This is a genomic window from Pseudomonas sp. PSPC2-3 (genome assembly GCF_049898265.1).
GTDB classification, from domain to species: domain Bacteria; phylum Pseudomonadota; class Gammaproteobacteria; order Pseudomonadales; family Pseudomonadaceae; genus Aquipseudomonas; species Aquipseudomonas veronii.
In genome coordinates, this window is sequence record NZ_JAFCXJ010000001.1 from 658,233 (window position 1) to 674,622 (window position 16,390).

General features: G+C 54.1%; 14 protein-coding genes and 1 pseudogene. 2 read left to right on the top strand and 13 right to left on the bottom strand.

Annotated features, from left to right (window positions below):
- Nucleotides 1–757: 757 nt before the first annotated feature.
- Nucleotides 758–1,150, bottom strand: a complete 393-nt coding sequence (locus ACP7E3_RS03040; protein WP_134939371.1) for a DUF6957 family protein — start codon at nt 1,148–1,150, stop codon at nt 758–760.
- A 122-nt stretch (nt 1,151–1,272) separates the two neighbouring features.
- Nucleotides 1,273–1,818 carry an arsinothricin resistance N-acetyltransferase ArsN1 family B gene (locus ACP7E3_RS03045; RefSeq protein ID WP_017848896.1) on the bottom strand — a complete coding sequence of 182 codons (546 nt, stop codon included), beginning with the start codon at nt 1,816–1,818 and terminating at the stop codon, nt 1,273–1,275.
- Between the two features lie 10 nt (nt 1,819–1,828).
- Here ACP7E3_RS03045 and ACP7E3_RS03050 point away from each other — a divergent pair.
- Nucleotides 1,829–1,918 (top strand): annotated as a pseudogene (locus ACP7E3_RS03050) (arsenical resistance protein ArsH); the annotation flags it as partial.
- Between the two features lie 122 nt (nt 1,919–2,040).
- Here the strand turns inward: ACP7E3_RS03050 and ACP7E3_RS03055 are convergent.
- Entirely contained in the window at nt 2,041–2,673 is a 633-nt protein-coding gene (locus ACP7E3_RS03055; RefSeq protein WP_017848897.1) for an antitoxin Xre/MbcA/ParS toxin-binding domain-containing protein, read from the bottom strand.
- A 227-nt stretch (nt 2,674–2,900) separates the two neighbouring features.
- Between ACP7E3_RS03055 and ACP7E3_RS03060 the strand changes: the two genes are divergently transcribed.
- Nucleotides 2,901–3,449, top strand: a complete 549-nt coding sequence (locus ACP7E3_RS03060; RefSeq protein ID WP_010565120.1) for a 3'-5' exonuclease — start codon at nt 2,901–2,903, stop codon at nt 3,447–3,449.
- A gap of 28 nt (nt 3,450–3,477) precedes the next feature.
- On the opposite strand, the gene ACP7E3_RS03065 is transcribed toward ACP7E3_RS03060, so the two are convergent.
- The 10 genes from ACP7E3_RS03065 to copC all read right to left on the bottom strand — a co-directional run bounded on the left by ACP7E3_RS03065 (nt 3,478) and on the right by copC (nt 16,217).
- Nucleotides 3,478–3,960: a Mov34/MPN/PAD-1 family protein gene (locus ACP7E3_RS03065; RefSeq protein WP_017848898.1), complete on the bottom strand. Its 483-nt coding sequence runs from the start codon at nt 3,958–3,960 to the stop codon at nt 3,478–3,480.
- Nucleotides 3,957–5,741 carry a ThiF family adenylyltransferase gene (locus tag ACP7E3_RS03070; protein ID WP_017848899.1) on the bottom strand — a complete coding sequence of 595 codons (1,785 nt, stop codon included), beginning with the start codon at nt 5,739–5,741 and terminating at the stop codon, nt 3,957–3,959. The genes ACP7E3_RS03065 and ACP7E3_RS03070 overlap by 4 nt, the downstream gene beginning before the upstream one ends.
- Complete coding sequence (locus ACP7E3_RS03075; protein ID WP_010565117.1) at nt 5,725–6,975, bottom strand: nucleotidyltransferase domain-containing protein; 1,251 nt, start codon at nt 6,973–6,975, stop codon at nt 5,725–5,727. Before ACP7E3_RS03075 ends, ACP7E3_RS03070 begins: the two co-directional genes overlap by 17 nt.
- Nucleotides 6,976–8,142 (bottom strand): SAVED domain-containing protein, encoded by a 1,167-nt coding sequence (locus tag ACP7E3_RS03080; RefSeq protein ID WP_010565116.1) that lies wholly within the window; start codon nt 8,140–8,142, stop codon nt 6,976–6,978. It abuts the gene before it with no gap.
- A 356-nt stretch (nt 8,143–8,498) separates the two neighbouring features.
- Entirely contained in the window at nt 8,499–11,642 is a 3,144-nt protein-coding gene (locus ACP7E3_RS03085) for an efflux RND transporter permease subunit (RefSeq protein WP_010565115.1), read from the bottom strand.
- Nucleotides 11,639–13,123 (bottom strand): efflux RND transporter periplasmic adaptor subunit, encoded by a 1,485-nt coding sequence (locus ACP7E3_RS03090; RefSeq protein ID WP_010565114.1) that lies wholly within the window; start codon nt 13,121–13,123, stop codon nt 11,639–11,641. The genes ACP7E3_RS03085 and ACP7E3_RS03090 overlap by 4 nt, the downstream gene beginning before the upstream one ends.
- A complete protein-coding gene (locus tag ACP7E3_RS03095) occupies nt 13,120–14,376 on the bottom strand; it encodes a TolC family protein (RefSeq protein WP_010565113.1) in 1,257 nt (418 codons plus the stop codon). Before ACP7E3_RS03095 ends, ACP7E3_RS03090 begins: the two co-directional genes overlap by 4 nt.
- Before the next feature lie 99 nt (nt 14,377–14,475).
- Nucleotides 14,476–14,817 (bottom strand): hypothetical protein, encoded by a 342-nt coding sequence (locus ACP7E3_RS03100; RefSeq protein ID WP_080752870.1) that lies wholly within the window; start codon nt 14,815–14,817, stop codon nt 14,476–14,478.
- A gap of 74 nt (nt 14,818–14,891) precedes the next feature.
- Complete coding sequence (copD, locus tag ACP7E3_RS03105; RefSeq protein WP_010565112.1) at nt 14,892–15,830, bottom strand: copper homeostasis membrane protein CopD; 939 nt, start codon at nt 15,828–15,830, stop codon at nt 14,892–14,894.
- 3 nt (nt 15,831–15,833) lie between these two features.
- Complete coding sequence (copC, locus tag ACP7E3_RS03110) at nt 15,834–16,217, bottom strand: copper homeostasis periplasmic binding protein CopC (protein ID WP_426122246.1); 384 nt, start codon at nt 16,215–16,217, stop codon at nt 15,834–15,836.
- Between the last annotated feature and the right edge of the window lie 173 nt (nt 16,218–16,390).

Here is a 16,390-nt window from a genome sequence, read left to right on the forward strand (position 1 = left end):
CTTTTTTGCCAACATCCGCCCTAGATTGGCCTTATCAGCCCTATAGACGCCCGACAATGAAACCCTCTGACGCCACGGACGACGCGCTCCTCACCCAAGCCCCTGTACTGGCATGCCAGTGTGGGGGCTTGATTACCGACAAACCTTAAAAAAGGCCCCCCACACCTGGTTCAGGTGTATGGGACAGCACAGCGCTAGGTAAAGCTTGAGCGAGGAAATGCATGCGTTTCTTGCGGACTTATCCTCCTTCAACCACATCGACTTTACCGAATAGGACTCATCCGCAAAGTTGACTAGCTCGCCTGCACGTATCCAATCGACAGGCATTTTGGCCCATTCAGACACAGGACGACCCATTTCGACCTCCACGCATGCATCAGCAAACCAGCACTCAGAAGTAAGATACAGCACAACGCTAGCTTCAACGGATCAGCCGAAAGCGCTCTATCAATCACAAACAGGACGGAATTCATTGCCTGGAACCTCAAAAAAAATGGCTACAGGAGAAACGTTATTGCCAAGCGCAGCTGCTATCTAGATAGAGGCGCCCATCAGAATCGTCATAACTATCTGTTAAATATGAAGATACTGGCAAAATTATTAGTTAATTTTAGATAGGCTTGAGACGCGGATTTTTGCCTGTTTTTTGATCAATTTGAACTCAAGTTTAAATTGCAATGCGCTCCAGCACGTCCTATCGAACGAGAACATGTGCAGTGAAACCAGCTGACTTATGAGCACTCATTGTTGCAACGGCTCAACATAGGCTAAGTGCTATATCGAGATCTGTACGAAGCCTTCGACCGAACCCCATCAATACATAAATCGTATTCTTCGTCTCAAACAGACACCCATGAGTGAAAGAAACCGCCAAAGTTGTTCGAATCCAATCGCCAGTTGGGAAGCGGCCTTTGCTATCTTGGATAACGGTCAAAGCGTAAACCAGAGCAGGGATTAACCCTCTATCGGTGATGGCTTTTCTCTGACGTGTTGTAACTTCGATGTCCAATATTGCCCAATCAGCAACAAGACAGTAGGCACGGGAAGGGAAGTGCAGATTGGCCAGGGCCACAGCGTCCGGGTTGGCGAGTTGGCACCCGCTTGTTTTCTCCCCTGCAGAAAGCAGTGAGGTAAACCCTGCCAAATTCATTCGTTCCTCCGGCCAATCAAAAAACCGATTCGAATGAGAAGCATCCTTCAGCATAGCTCCCGGCGAATCGCCTGGTACCGATGGCGACGAATAGCAGCTAGATGATCCCACATCTCGTTCCTCTACTCTCCCTTTATCTCACTGAACGGGATGATTTCTATTGGCGGCTCCACCGCACAAAGTGTTTTGCGCCAATACCCCACGCTATGCCATTGGCCGTGCTTGAACCCTACCTCGGGGTAGGTGCCGATTTGGGTGAGCCCGAGCGCTTCATGGATGCCTATGCTTCCCGCGTTGGGTAAGGCGATGCCGGCATAGGCTGCATGAAACCCCTGTTTCTCTAGGACTGGTAGAAGCTGCTGATAAAGGGCACGACCAACCCCTTTTCGGTGCACTGACGGGTCGACATACACGGTGACATCCACCGACCAACGATAGGCTTCCCTGGCTCGATGCTGGCTGGCATAAGCGTATCCAACGACCTTGCCGTCCATCTCTGCTACCAGATAGGGATACGTTGGCAGTGTTGCGGCTATTCGTGCTGCCATCTCATCGACAGTCGGTGGCGTCAGCTCAAACGAGATGACCGTGTCCAAAACCATCGGCGCATAGATAGCCTGGATGTCAGAGGCATCAGCGGGTGTAGCAACCCTCACTTTATAATTCATGTCTTTCCTTGACCGTCAGGACTACTTGGTAGACCGTTACTCCGAACGCAAAGAGTCGGCTGAAGAGCTGTCGAAACGAGTGAATCAGCGCTCCATCTGAAGATAGGTTAGAAAAATATTCAGCAATTCCGTGGGCACCCGAGTTAACGGAGCGCGCCGCCTTAACAATGCCAGCTGCGATCGCGTACTCGCTTGGGTTGATTCTACTCGGCTGCGGCTGGATTAAAATGACATGCCTTCAGACACCTGAATCAGCATTTCTTCGACTAGATGTGTGCCGTGAGATGTAGTGACCATCGCCGATGGGCTTTCTCCCAAAAAACGGGCTTTGGGTTTCGAAAGCCATTGTTTGGCCTTCCCTTTGTCACCGAAGATCACCTCGGCCATGGCGGTAATGTGTCCAAACCGGAACAGGTGGTCACTCTCATGCAACGTTAAAAGCTGATTGGCTGCCAATTTTGTTTTGAGCGCTTTTGGGTGAATTATTCTGTCGCGTTCTTCGTCGCTTAGGGTTCCATCATCACAAAGCACCTTGATCAGGCTGGCCGAGAAGCCAGCTACAATCATGTCGTGAATGTCCAGATCCGAAGCATTGACGGAGATATGAAGAAGCGCCTCCAGACGCGTGCGGTAAGCATGATAGGCATCCTGACGCAGGACGCCAGCAAACATGGGCCGCACTGATGCTGCGTTGTCCATGGGCGTCAGCACTAATGTGCCATTCGCTACCGTTAGCTCCAGGTCGTCCCCAACACCTAACCCCATTTGGTCAAGCAACTCTGGAGGTAGGTCAATGATGATGTCGCCAGTACCGTCCTCAGTATTCTGGCACTTGACTATCCAACGCTCGCTCATGATTGTCCGGCCCTCATCCGCGATTAGAGAATGACACACATCATTATGCTCGGGCGCAGAGCTGACCAAAGGAACGTGCACTCCTCCGGTAGACATGCACTGCCGCTGCTCGAACGCCGGATAGCGAGTGCAACAGCAAAAAATGGGGCAATGGCTTTGCCGCCTTTCCACCGTCACATGGTTACGAGCTTGAGCGTGATCTGGCAACTACACGAAAAGGATATGACATGAACCCTGATGAGCTTTATGTTTCCGTCGACGTCGAGACTTCTGGACCTATACCAGGCGAATACAGTCTGCTTTCCATTGGAGCTTGCCTTGTAGATCAACCTGCCACGTCCATCTATCTTGAACTACGACCTGACAGTCCAAAACACGACCCAGAAGCACTGGCAGTATCGGGGCTGAGTCTGGAGAAGCTGGAGCGCGAAGGACTCACTCCGCAACAGGCGATGCTGACATTTGGTGAATGGCTGAAATCATCCTGCCAAACGGGGCAGAAGGTCATTTTCGTAGGACTCAATGCACCGTTTGACTGGTCATTCGTCAACTACTACTTCCACAAATACTTGGAAACCAACCCCTTTGGTTTTACCGCTATCGACATGAAGGCCTACTTCATGGGAGCTGTAGGTTGCAGCTGGCAGGAAACAAAATCATCCAAGATGACCGCTGCGCTGAAGCCACTCAGCGAACCGAACCATAACGCATTGGATGATGCTCGCTTTCAGGCAGAGCTCTTCGCGCTAATGCTGGCGGGTAAGGGTAACCGCTGACGTGCCTCCCATGGCACCGACTTGAAGCTTATCTAAGCCAGGTTGCCTCAACATATCTGCCGCCCCTGAACGACCAAGCCTTGATGCCTTCTGGTTTTTCGGACTTGCCAACGATAACGGCTATTGGGTGCGGCAGATCCTGCGTGTAACGCGCAGCAAATCTGGAGAAACTTCCTATGTCTGCCGGAGAAATCACCGGAACAGATTGGGGATGCGTATGCCAATAGCCCACCAGACGTAACCCTTGTTCGTTGGCAGCTTGGATCTCCTGACGGCACCGCTCCGCATCCAACTCTAGCCAAGACCAGCCTGACCGATCGGCGCGATGAGGCAACGTGGCCAAGGCCAGCAGCAACCCTTCCGGATTAACCGGGTTGACGAATAACTGTCCCCCTCGCTCCACGCCAAAAAGGCCCTGCCGATGACTATCCAAGATGTCCACGACAGCTTGCGACACCAATAGCTCGGAATCCACCTCCGCCCATCTCCAGCGCCAAGCTATATCCGTCATACCGTTTCGTCCTTATCTTCCGGCCATCCGCGCTCGAGTAGGATTTGCTGCGCTCCCTCTGGCAGTTTGGGACCATGGTATTGGCCTCCTAGGCTCAGAACATCTTCAGGCCTGTAGATACTGCTGACCCAAGATGCAGTGGCGATGTTGCCGGTCAAAGCGCGTAAAGCCACGTGCGACACCATAGAGGCGATATTGGTCATGCCCAGTGAGCCGCCGGGAATAAAGCTTTCCCCACAGGCGGGCAGTGGAACCACACCTCCTCCCGGCCACTCTGTAAATCTATGCAGAAAATCGCCGATATCCGTGAATAAATGACGACCATCAAAAGTGCCGGCTGGTGCGAATAACGCATGGCCTACCTGGGTGTACGGTTCGCTCCAGGCTTGTAAAAGCCCCCAAGTAACGCCGCTGGATTTGGCTCGCCATACAGTGACCTCCGACTGCCAGTCTGCTGTCGTGATCACCACCAGATCTGCGGTATCGAACACTTCTGGTTTGCTGCTCATCACTACTTCGGCAAAAGTCGAATAAGCTGTGCATTCTGTCGTCGGAAGATCTAACAGAATCTTGTCCCTCAACGCTGAGGCTTTCAGTCTACCTAGGCTATCCGCTCCCAGAACGTGCCTCCCCAGATTGGCTGACACCAAAGTGTCAGGATCGATGAGGGTAAGGTGGCCGACACCGGATCGTGCCAATTGTATTGCCACCGCACTGCCTAACGAGCCAACGCCAACACAAACGACTCGAGCATTTTCAAGGTGCTGTGCAGTACCGCTTATATCGCGGGACAGAATGGACGCTCGATCAAGCACGTCCAGGGCAGTTGCTCGGACGAGTGCCGGAGGATGTGCATTTGCGATAGCTGGGCGGCGCCGCGCTGTACGCAAGCCAAACTTTGCCCCCCGCTCCTGCTGTACACCGAGCGAGCGCACATTGAGGCAATATGTTGGAGCATCTGTCCCTCCTGGAAGCTCCAGAACAATCCATCGACTCGCCAACGTTCCATGCTGCTCAAACCATGCCAGCAATTGCTCGGCATCGTCTGGTTGAAGGTGGGGCGTTAGCCACGGCAATAAATTTTCTGGATCCGGGGTGCGGATATCCGGATAAGTCTGAAGCTTGACGTAAAAACCGGGAGTTTCGGCCGCGCGAATGACAGCGGAGCGCCCCACAACCCGTCGGTAATGCCCTTTGAGTGCAGCTATGTTCGATGCTAGCCAAACCGTTTCCTGACCGGATGGCACAGCCCGGCGCGGATCGCTGAGAGCAAACAACTGCGAGGCAGCCTGAGGTCGATCCAAAAGTAAAAGGTTCTGATACGACTGTCCGTGCTGAAAAGACCAGTAGGTAGTGATCTCATTCTGAAATTCGATATCGCGCGTTGCCTGGCTTGATCCCATCTTGGACAACGAAACGATCTGGGCCAAGCGAGCAAGGCTGTCCTCTACCACAACCTCCGGGGAGCCCATGATGGGGCGTTCCTGAAAGCCATGAAGGCAAAGCCCCGACTTGGTGGCATGCGGCCAAACCAGCCATGGAGAGGGTTCGACGTTCAGCCGCAAGAGCCCACGGGGAAAGTTGGAGGGGAAACCAATACGCAGGCGCCGCTCCTGCCCCGTGTAATCGATGGGCAAGGGGAAGTGAAAGCACGCCGCTTCGTCAGCCCGCATGGGTGCGGGCTGGAGCAATGCATCGGCAGCATCCTGACCTAGGGTGTTTCGCAGTGCGGCGATTCCGCGCTGCAATGGCGTCTTAATGGGATCAGCCAAGGCGTCCAACTGGCTTTACGCTCGACTGAGAGGTTCCTCCACCGCTGGCACCTCCGAAGAGCGAACCCATCGAAGCAGAGTTTCGAGTAGTGCCATCCGGTCGGCCGGGCATCGTCCAATTCGCAGGGATCTCATTGTTCACTGCCGTGATGAATGCCGGTGCAATACCGAAATTCTTTTTCACTGCCTCGGCAAAGGAATCGTTGGATTCAAAACTTTCCAAACCCAATGATACGGATGCACTGGCGTCCGCATGCCACTTGGTAAATGCTTGACGATAGCCTTGCCCCTCGCCTGGCCGATTCCACTTTTCTGCAAAGTTTTCGCCGTTATCGGCAGGGTTGCAGACAAAGCAATCGTTACCTCTATGCGCGATGTGCTGCGGCATTCTGCGGACAATTTCCAAAATTGCATCGAGCGGAGCCAAAGGCTTCGACTGCGATTCCTTCACGACATCCAGGTATGCGTGAGTGGCCAGGGTGGTGATGACCGCCGATATGGGGCGAGTATCAGCGCTCCTTGTATTGATGGCCCATTCATCGCGATGCCGCTTAAGCAGCTTTATGGTCGCACGCAGGGGATCTTGATCGATGTAGTCCTGATAATGCGGCAAAGGATCTTGTGTCGCGGCATCAAGCATTCGCTGGCTTTTGGCAATCACCAAGCTTTCCAGGGAGATTTCCTGGGCGGATGCGACCTGCAACCAATTCGAGTAAGGAATAGGGCTGCTTGCTTTCCACCCTGTGTCCCGATCCGGAACCTCCAGCTTACCCTCGCCGTTTGCTTCACCATTTCCGTTGATCGCGCGGGCAGGTGTGACATCAATGTGGAAACCTGGATTTTCGTCGGCATAAACGATCCGAATACCACGACGTAGTTGCTTAACTTCTTCCTGAACGCGGGAGCCTTCTCTAAAACGCTGTTCGATCGCCTCTAGAACTTCCTTCGCACCAGCGCCTTGAGCGTGAGGGAGCCAGATAATCGCGTCCGCATCAATGGTGTCCAGATCCGCAGGCGCACCGGTAATTGGCTTAATGGTGGTTTTCAGCCGCATTGAGCCCTGAACGAAGATATGGGCCTCAGCGAGCAACGGATTGTCAGAAGCCGAGAGGATTTTTTCCAATTGGGAGTAGCGGTCATTGATTTTTTCGTACTGCGCTTCCGACAGCGAGATTTCCCGCGCGGCGCGAAGCAGAAAATATTCCCAACTGCTGCGCTTGGTCTGTTCGTTGCTCAAAAGCATTTACATAGCCTCCTGGGCCACCGAGCCCAATTGCAGTGTTTGCGTAAACCGATCGTGGTTTTCTTTGTCCCGATCGAAGATCAGGTACGTATGTTGATGCTGCGTTGTGAGCAACGCGCCAAACTCGATGGCCAGTGCCGCAGGAATGGCGGCGAAGACGTGGATAGGATCAGGAGTCAGAGCCTCAAGCTGGCTCAGTCGTATTTGGAGTGCGTCGCGAAAGGCATGAATCACCCGACGGTTCTGTACCATCGCGTAGCTAGGTTCCGGAATCGACAGCTCTGCAATGCGCGCACCTGGAATGGCGTCAGTCACGTCGCGAATTGGAACTTGCGCAGAAATGGAGAGCACTAGCGCCAGTGGGCCATCACCGTCCGGCGGAGGAGTAAACAGAAACTTGGGCGGCTCAGCGGACTGATCGGGCCAGCGCAGAAGATGCTCGCGGTTAAAAGAGAAGATCAAGCGTTTAGAACGGTCGCCGATGCTCTGACCCAACATCATCAAAGCTGGAATATCGGCCAAGCCCACTACAGCTAGTGCAGGCGCATCGCCATAGGTGCCGCCGCGACGCTTGAGTTGCTGCTCCAGCTCATACTGGACGCTGTCTTTGATATTCTGCCAATAGGTCGCGTCCCTACCTCGCGGTCCGGGCGCAGGGAAAGTGATTTTGATGCCTTGATCGAAGGCCGTTAGTCCTTCAGCAGACATCGCAGTCAACAGATCGCGAACGGGAATGTCGTTGATAGTCTGGAAATGCTGACTCTGGACAATTAGGGGAATGGCTCTGCCACCCTCGGGGGTCGTTGCAGCGATTCGGATGCGTTCTAGGTACGCTTGGTGTAAACCACTCAAATCATTTTCAGGATAACCATCTGCGTCACGATCAATTTTGTCATGACAACCTGGGCACAGGAGCATCAGATTAGCGGTATTGTTTGTGTGCGCCTCAGCATCATGATCCGCGCGTCCCCGAGGGCCTTTGGGACTGGCGGGCAGGATATGCGCCACTTCTCCCCATTTCATTGGCTTGCCGGCACGATAATCGAACGTCAGATCCGTGCCGCACAGTTCACAATGACCAGCGGTCTGGGTCCATACGATCCGCTTCGTCTCATCATTTGTGTTGAAGCGCCCGCTTGCGGGCTTAGCGTCTTCTTGTTCTGCCATTTCGACCTACCCCCGAGAAACATCCATGATTGAAAACGATGATGGCAAGATAAGATCATATTAAGGTCATTTGCCTCGTTTTCAAGAGAGATCTTGAGGGTAACGAATGCTGAGTCGGCATTGAGCATGATGCTTTTTTTGGCTCATCGAAATGGAGTGGTGGCAGCGTTCGTTTTTCTGGCAAGTGCTGGTGGGTAATTGCACTGACCACAGCGTATGTATCGAAATTAGCGAGTTTATGCAAAAGACATAAACTTGCTAATTTCGATACATACCACGCGTAGGACTGATGAAAACGGGCTATGCAGCTCAAACGAGGCTGCAAGCGCAGCCCCTTTCGTATGCATTTTTACGCGTCAGTGCTTGCCAGGCTCAACGGACAAGTGTCGACGACGCATGAGGTGATAGGCCGCCGGGATCACAAACAGCGATAGCAAGGGTGCCGTAACCATACCGCCAATCATCGGGGCGGCAATGCGGCTCATAACCTCGCTACCGGTACCGCTTCCCAAAAGTATAGGTAACAAACCAGCGATAACCACTGCCACGGTCATAGCCTTAGGTCGAACGCGCTGGACAGCGCCTTCACGAATCGCGGCCATCAACCCGCGTTCTGTGTTGTCAACGAGGTCTTGACGCTCGGTCCATGCATTTTTCAGGTAGAGCAGCATGATCACGCCAAATTCGGCAGAAACACCGGCCAAGGCGATAAAGCCGACCCCGGTGGCAACCGACAGGTTGAATCCCAACAGATAGAGAAACCATGCCCCACCAGTCAGTGCGAATGGCAGAGTGGCCATGATCAGCAAGGCCTCATCAAATCGAGAAAACGTTAGGTAGAGCAGCACGAATATGATCAACAGCGTGGCAGGCACCACCAGTTTGAGTCGTGCGTTGGCCCTTTCGAGAAATTCGAACTGTCCTGAGTAGCTCAGGCTCATACCGGGCTGCAACTTAACCTGCTCGCTGACGATCCGTCGAAGATCGGCGACTACTGAGGCAATGTCCCGGCCACGCACGTCGATATACACCCAGCCTGAAGGTCGTGCGTTCTCACTCTTGAGCATAGGCGGACCATCGCTGACCTTGATCTTCGCCACAGTGCCAAGGGTGATCTGACTACCCAAAGGTGTGTAGATCGGCAACTGCTCCAGGGCACCGAGTGAGTCACGCCACTCGCGAGGGTAACGGACGTTGATCGGGAAACGAGCCAGCCCTTCAATCGTCTCCCCGACGTTTTCACCGCCTATTGCGCCGGCCACGATCGACTGCACATCGGCAATATTTAACCCATAGCGGGCCGCAGCGTTACGATCTATATCCACGTCAATATAGCGGCCACCGGTCAGTCGTTCGGCCAACGCTGAACTGACACCTGGCACGTCCTTGGCTACACGTTCGACGGCTTGGGTTACGGCATCGATCTCCGTCAGGTTGGTACCGGCAACTTTCACACCAATCGGGCTTTTGATACCGGTAGCCAGCATGTCAATGCGGTTACGAATCGGCGGTATCCAGATGTTGGTCAAGCCTGGGACACGCACCACTCGGTCCAGCTCCTCCACGAGTTTTTCCTGGGTCATGCCTGGCCGCCATTGCTCGTGCGGCTTGAATTGGATGGTGGTTTCGAACATTTCCAAAGGTGCGGGGTCAGTCGCGGTTTCAGCGCGGCCGGCTTTTCCGAATACGTGTTCGACCTCTGGAACTGTCTTTATCAGACGGTCAGTCTGTTGAAGCAGTTGCGCGGCCTTCTGAGCCGATAATCCCGGCAGAGCTGATGGCATATAGAGCAGGTCCCCTTCGTCCAGCGGGGGAAGAAACTCACCACCCAGACGAGAGATCGGCCACAACGCGCTGACAAAGACCAGCAACGCAACCAGCAGTGTTACTTTGGGTCGACGTAATACGGCGTCCAGAGCGGGCTCGTAGATCCGGATCAGCCAGCGATTTAGCGGATTCTGTTGCTCATTGGGAATTCGTCCACGAATCCAATACCCCATCAGCACCGGTACGAGAGTTACCGACAGTCCAGCCGCTGCGGCCATAGCGTAGGTTTTGGTGAACGCCAATGGACCGAATAGACGTCCTTCCTGAGCCTCCAGCGTGAACACCGGAATGAACGACAGGGTGATGATCAGCAGACAGAAGAACAATGCAGGTCCTACCTCGGCAGCCGCTTCGGTCATCACGTGCCAGTGATGCTCACCCTTGAGTTCCTCCCCTGGGTGGGCCATGTGCCAGGCCTCTACCTTCTTGTGGGCATTCTCGATCATCACCACTGCGGCGTCGACCATGGCGCCGATAGCGATGGCGATCCCGCCCAAGGACATGATGTTGGCATTGATGCCTTGGTAGCGCATGACGATGAAAGCAATCAACACCCCCACTGGAAGGGAGATAATTGCTACCAGGGATGAGCGCAGGTGCCAGAGAAAGATCCCGCAGACCAACGCGACGACGATGAACTCTTCGATCAGCTTGTGGCTGAGGTTTTCCACGGCACGATCAATCAACTTGCTGCGGTCGTAGGTGGTGACGATTTCTACCCCGGCCGGCAAACTGCTTTTCAGCTCGTCGAGTTTGGTTTTGACCGCCGCAATGGTTTCACGAGCATTCTTACCGCTGCGCAGAATCACCACGCCGCCGACAGTCTCACCTTCGCCATCCAGTTCGGTGATGCCTCGACGCATCTCAGGCCCCAACTGAATCGTGGCAACATCGCCCAGGGTGACCGGCACACCGCCGGTGCCCAGTTTGAGTGGGATAGCGCGAAAGTCATTGAGCGTCTTCAGGTAGCCGGAAGCTCGTACGATGAACTCTGTCTCCGCCATTTCCAGCACGGCCCCACCGGTTTCCTGATTGGCCTTGCCGATCGCCTCGGTCACCTCAGACTGCGTGATACCCAAGTTCGCCAACTTAAGCGGATCGAGTTGGACCTGGTACTGTTTGACCATGCCACCCACGGTGGCCACTTCCGCAACGTTCGGCAGTGTCTTGAGCTCGAACTTGAGAAACCAATCCTGTAGGGCTCGCAGTTGCGCCAGATCGTGCCCACCACTGCGATCAACCAGCGCGTACTGAAAAATCCAGCCAACCCCTGTGGCATCAGGTCCTAAGGCGGGCTTGGCACTGGCCGGAAGGCGACTCTGTATCTGGCTCAGGTATTCCAACACCCGCGAGCGGGCCCAGTACAAGTCAGTTCCGTCTTCGAACAGCACGTAAACGAAGCTGTCGCCAAAGAAGGAATAACCGCGCACAGTCTTGGCCCCAGGCACTGAGAGCATGGTGGTTGCCAATGGATAGGTCACCTGGTTCTCGACGATCTGTGGGGCTTGGCCTGGATAAGGTGTACGGATAATTACCTGAACATCCGACAGGTCTGGCAATGCATCGATGGGCGTACTTTGAACCGCCCAGATACCCCATGCCGTGACGAACAGCGTCGCCAGCAACACAAGAAAGCGGTTGGCCACCGACCAGCGAATAAGGGCCGCAATCATGGCTGGCTCCCAGAGCGTTCCAGACGCTCAACGCGCAGACCATCATCCGTCTGGCTGACAGCAATCCGAACCTTGTCGCCCGTTTTTAGGCCCTTCATCAGAGCTGGAGTGGCGAGAGGGAAAGTCATCGTCATGCCTGGCATACCCAATGTCTTGAAGGGACCGTGGGCGAGCGTGACTTCTTTGTCGTTGATCTCAACGATCTGACCATCGGCCTCATGCAAAGCTCCGACGGTTACAGTAGATGGCGAAACGTCCAATGAGCTTGCGACAACGCCCTTGAGACTGGCCTCCGAGTCGAGCAGGAACTGGCCAGAGGTCACCACTTTCTGCCCCTCTTCCAAGCCTTTCAATATAGCCGTCTTGCCATCGTTATCCTGTCCTAACTGCACCTCCACCGGGCGATATCGACCAGCGTCTTCAGAGAGCATCACCAACGCACGTCGACCGGTACGAATGACGGCCTCGCTCGGCACCCACAAAACACTTTGCTCCGTCGAACGGTTGAGGCTTACCTGTGCGGTCAAACCTGGTCTAAGTCGACCATCCGGATTGGGTAACTCGACTCGAACGCGAAGTGTGCGACTGTCCGAACTGGTTTCCGGAAGAATCGCACTTACGACGCCCTTGAGCACAACTCCAGGGAACGCGGACAAACGCGCTTCGGCTGCTTGCCCTATGACGATTGACCCAGCTTCCGACTCTGGTACAGCCACGGCCAGCCAGACACTGCTCAAACCATTAACACGAGCCAGCGTCTCGCCTGCGGCCACCGTCATACCTTCACGCACACTCAGTTCTTGAAGCACACCACCAATAGGGGTGGTCAGAGTCAGGTTCGGCTGAACCTTGCCACTGCGCTCAACTTGAGCAATTAACGAAGTTGGCATTCCGGTTAGCCGCAATCGCTGCCGGGCCGCTGTAAGCAAGCCAGCATCGCCACTACGCTTGAGGGCGAGAAATTCCTCCTGAGCAGCTGCCCAATCCGGAACCAACATATCTGCCAAGGCGGCATTCGCTTTCAGCACATCACCAGGTGCATGGGCATACACGCGCTCGACAAAACCCGCCGTACGGGCCTGAATGACTGCAACGTCCCGTTCGTTGAAGGCCAGCACACCTACCACGTTCAGTGTCGAGGCAAATAAGCCTCGACTGACACTTGCCAATCGCATACCAAGGTTCTGAGTCAGGCTTGGATCAATTCGAATGGCAGCGCTGTCCCCCTTGGTATCTGCGTATTGAGGGATCATCTGCATGTCCATGAAGGGTGACTTACCCGGTTTATCGAATTTCTGTTGTGGGTACATTGGGTCATACCAATACAGAACTTTTCGATCAGCAGAGGCTTTGGGTTCCTGATCCTGCACAACACCAGCTACTCCGCTCATTCGCGGTTGAGCTAACCAGTAACCACCGGCAACACCCAAGGCAATCGAGATGCCGACGACTAAAGTCCCTTTCCATACTTTAAAAATCATTGAGCGGACTCCCCGTAGGAGAAATACAGGCGAGCGCTGGTAAGAGCACGTTGCTCTTCAACGTCAATCTGCTTGAGACGGGCTTCGATGAGTTCGCGTCGGGCGGCCACAACCGATTTCAAATCACCCTTGCCGGAGCGGTAGCTGGCCATGGTGAGTTCGACCTTTTCTTTAGCCAGCGGCAACAAGCTTTCCTGATTACGGTTGACTGAACGATTGAGGCGCTCGTAGTCGGCCAGTTCATCCTCTAGTTGCTGGGTATGCTCGCGTGACAGGGCTTCGCGCTCAGCCTCAAGCTGGTTTAGTTCGGCGTGCTTGGCCGCAATCTTGGGGTTTTGCCGAGAGTCAGGAAACAGCGGGAGATCCCATGAAAACTGCACGCTGACCATATCACCGAACTGTTGGCCGCGATGCTGATAGTCGAATTCCCAGCTCCAGTCAGATTGCTTTTCCGCCTTAGCTTCACGAATCTTGGCTTGTGCTTCTCGGGTCATCGGCACAAAAGCAGCTAGTTCGGGGTGATGTTGCAGCTTATGGGAGTAACCAGAGGTTTCGATGGGCCAATCAGGCAAGCTGCCCACCGGTTTGTCATTGGCGGCAGGGCCAATCCAGCGCTTGAGGGCAGCCCGGGCCTGCGCACGTTGGCGAACTAAATCATCCTGCAGCTCGGCCAGTTGAGCAGCTTCCTGTTTAGGTGTGACCGCATCGGCGGGTTGAGCGCGGCCACCCGCAATCTGTGACCGGACGGTATCGCTTAGAAGACGGTTTTCTTTATAGAAGTCCTGGAACATCACATCTTTACGCTCAACCGAGTAGCTACTGATCCAGGCCAGTGCCGTGGACTGTCGGACGTTCAGACGCGCCACTCGACGCTCGGCGGACGCTCTATCAACAGCCGCATCCGCGACCTCGATACGTGCTTTGCGCTTGTCGCTGTTAGGCATCTCCTGCCTGATCCCGACCACTTGCATGGTCATGAAGTCCTGGTCGATGCTCCATCTGTCCGGACCACCAATGGGGTAGTTCTGGACGCCCAGCAGTAGCTTGGGATCTGGTAGTTCGCCAGCGGGAATGGCCGCGCTGGTGGCTGCTTGAATTTTGGCGTCTTGTGCGGTCAACGACGGTGCATTGTTTTCGGCCAGCCGCAAAGCTTCATCGAGTGTCAATACGCCAGCGAGGCACGGCAATGCCAGTACGCTTGCCGCCAGGCCGGCCACAAGGGACCAACCTGTGCAATAGCACTTGAAGTTCATGTTCACGATTCCTGTGATGATCCACCGCGCGCTTCATAAGACATGCGCGCAGATATGCCATCCCGCTAAAGCGGAATGAGGCTCAGTGTGGTACAGGAATCAAGTACGGGGCGGTCGCCATACCCCTGAAGGGGTTTGTACGAGTGGGAAATGGCTGGAGAAGGGCAGAACGAGAGGACTGGACAAGGTGATAGGAGGCTTGATGATCGAGACTTGCAGCATACCGCCAGTTTTGCATTCCTGGCCCGGCTTACAGGGTTTTCCATGCTCGGTGGGACTTTTCATGTCGTGGCAGCAGTCTTGCCCCATACCATCCATCATCGCCATGCCCATGGTTTTCATCGGGCATGGTTCAGTCGATGCCTGAACACCCGCCATCCCGCTGAGGGGAAGCGCCAAGCTAATCAGGAAAATTAGGCAAAACCGCAGGTAGCGTTTCATGAGCTGGAGTGTAGACGGTGCAAATGGCCCTTACAATTCACCCTTGAGACTCCTTTGTCGGCTATCACCAACCGCTATGCGGCGCTCATTTCCATTACTGGGCTTAAAGTACCTAACCATGCTATGAGACAAATAATGATGACTGCCATTGAAAATTCGAGCTTCATGCTACGGCGCAAGGCATTGACCGCGACAGCATAGTCTCCATTTCGAACAGAACGTTCCAAGAGCGGGCTTAGGTGAAAACGGTTGAGCGTCGCTAATACGATCATCCCGGCAAAGAGCAGGACCTTCAAAAATAGCAACTCGCCATAAGTGCTGAGCATCACCTCATCGAGATTTGGCCCAACGATAAATAGGTAGTTCGCCACTCCCGTAATGCTGATGATCACTACAATCACCGCGCCGGCCGATTCAAACCCTGTCAGTACCCGAGCAAGAATTCGTGCTTCTCGCTCACCTTTCAGTGATTTCAAACGCAGCAGCAGGGCAAATGCCGCTAGCGCACCCAACCAACCGCCTGCGGCCAAAAGATGGAAGATGTCGCTAATAAAGTGCCAGTAGCGACGGCTTCCCTCGTCCATTGCTCCGTGCCCCGTCCATGCCAGCGTCGCTAGCGCAATCGCGCCACAGACAGTGACAATCCAAAGACTCAGTGTTGGAAAGCGCTTGTTCAGGGAAACGCCAATAATTGCCGTCACCAACGCCCCTATTCGGACCATCCAGGTCAAACCGACGTCAGTCCCCATGAGAACCATTTGAAAAATATGGTGATGTAGCTCCATAAAGCCCGATACGCCACTCATTGCTTTCGCAAGCAACAGCATGGCTGCAAGGGACAGAGCTACACCTACAACAGATGTACCGTAAAGAAGCGACTCAAAATTCAAAACCGCTCCCGATACTCTTTCTTTACCCCTCAGGCTATAAAGACCGAAAATTGCCAGTCCAAATAAGAGCATAAGATCGAAATAAAGGGCAAAGCGAACAGCGATATTTATTGAGTCGCTCATGAATCATTTCACTTTGAAGGAAAAGTTACCGGTAATCGGGTGAGTGTCCGAGGAGACGGCACGCCATTCGACTTTATAAGTACCCGTGGTCAATGGCGATGCGGGCGTGATAACCATCGTCTTCGGATCACTGCCACCTGCAACGCCGGCTTTTACGCCCATAGGAGAGTTCGGCATGCCAGGCATATCGGTCATGATCAGTTTGGCACCAGAGAACTGAGTCGTTAGATTCTCAGAAAAGTGCAGTTCAATTTTAGAAGGAGCCGCCGCATCCGCCCCTTCAGCGGGAGTAGAAGAAACCAGCTTTGGATGCGCCTGAGCAACTGCACTCAGAAGCAAACCCGCAGTCAGCGCAACAGCTACGGTGGTAGTTTTAAGGAATGACATGCAAGACTCCTCACAGCAAGAGCTGTTGGTTCTAGGTTTTTTAGGGAATATCTAGTTTTTACTTTTTGACGCTTGTTAAAGCCACTGGCGAATACCTAGCAGATTCCGTGTCCTAGGGCGGGCTGGACAGGAAGAAATCACAAGAACTCTAACGTCACAGTGCGAGTACACGA

Excerpts from the sequence above, each read along its gene's own strand:
- ACP7E3_RS03040 (WP_134939371.1), bottom strand. The coding sequence starts at position 1,150 with ATGAATTTGGCAGGGTTTACCTCACTGCTTTCTGCAGGGGAGAAAACA.
- ACP7E3_RS03045 (WP_017848896.1), bottom strand. The coding sequence starts at position 1,818 with ATGAATTATAAAGTGAGGGTTGCTACACCCGCTGATGCCTCTGACATC.
- ACP7E3_RS03055 (WP_017848897.1), bottom strand. The coding sequence starts at position 2,673 with ATGAGCGAGCGTTGGATAGTCAAGTGCCAGAATACTGAGGACGGTACT.
- ACP7E3_RS03060 (WP_010565120.1), top strand. The coding sequence starts at position 2,901 with ATGAACCCTGATGAGCTTTATGTTTCCGTCGACGTCGAGACTTCTGGA.
- ACP7E3_RS03065 (WP_017848898.1), bottom strand. The coding sequence starts at position 3,960 with ATGACGGATATAGCTTGGCGCTGGAGATGGGCGGAGGTGGATTCCGAG.
- ACP7E3_RS03075 (WP_010565117.1), bottom strand. The coding sequence starts at position 6,975 with ATGCTTTTGAGCAACGAACAGACCAAGCGCAGCAGTTGGGAATATTTT.
- ACP7E3_RS03080 (WP_010565116.1), bottom strand. The coding sequence starts at position 8,142 with ATGGCAGAACAAGAAGACGCTAAGCCCGCAAGCGGGCGCTTCAACACA.
- ACP7E3_RS03085 (WP_010565115.1), bottom strand. The coding sequence starts at position 11,642 with ATGATTGCGGCCCTTATTCGCTGGTCGGTGGCCAACCGCTTTCTTGTG.
- ACP7E3_RS03090 (WP_010565114.1), bottom strand. The coding sequence starts at position 13,123 with ATGATTTTTAAAGTATGGAAAGGGACTTTAGTCGTCGGCATCTCGATT.
- ACP7E3_RS03095 (WP_010565113.1), bottom strand. The coding sequence starts at position 14,376 with ATGAACTTCAAGTGCTATTGCACAGGTTGGTCCCTTGTGGCCGGCCTG.
- ACP7E3_RS03100 (WP_080752870.1), bottom strand. The coding sequence starts at position 14,817 with ATGAAACGCTACCTGCGGTTTTGCCTAATTTTCCTGATTAGCTTGGCG.
- copD (WP_010565112.1), bottom strand. The coding sequence starts at position 15,830 with ATGAGCGACTCAATAAATATCGCTGTTCGCTTTGCCCTTTATTTCGAT.
- copC (WP_426122246.1), bottom strand. The coding sequence starts at position 16,217 with ATGTCATTCCTTAAAACTACCACCGTAGCTGTTGCGCTGACTGCGGGT.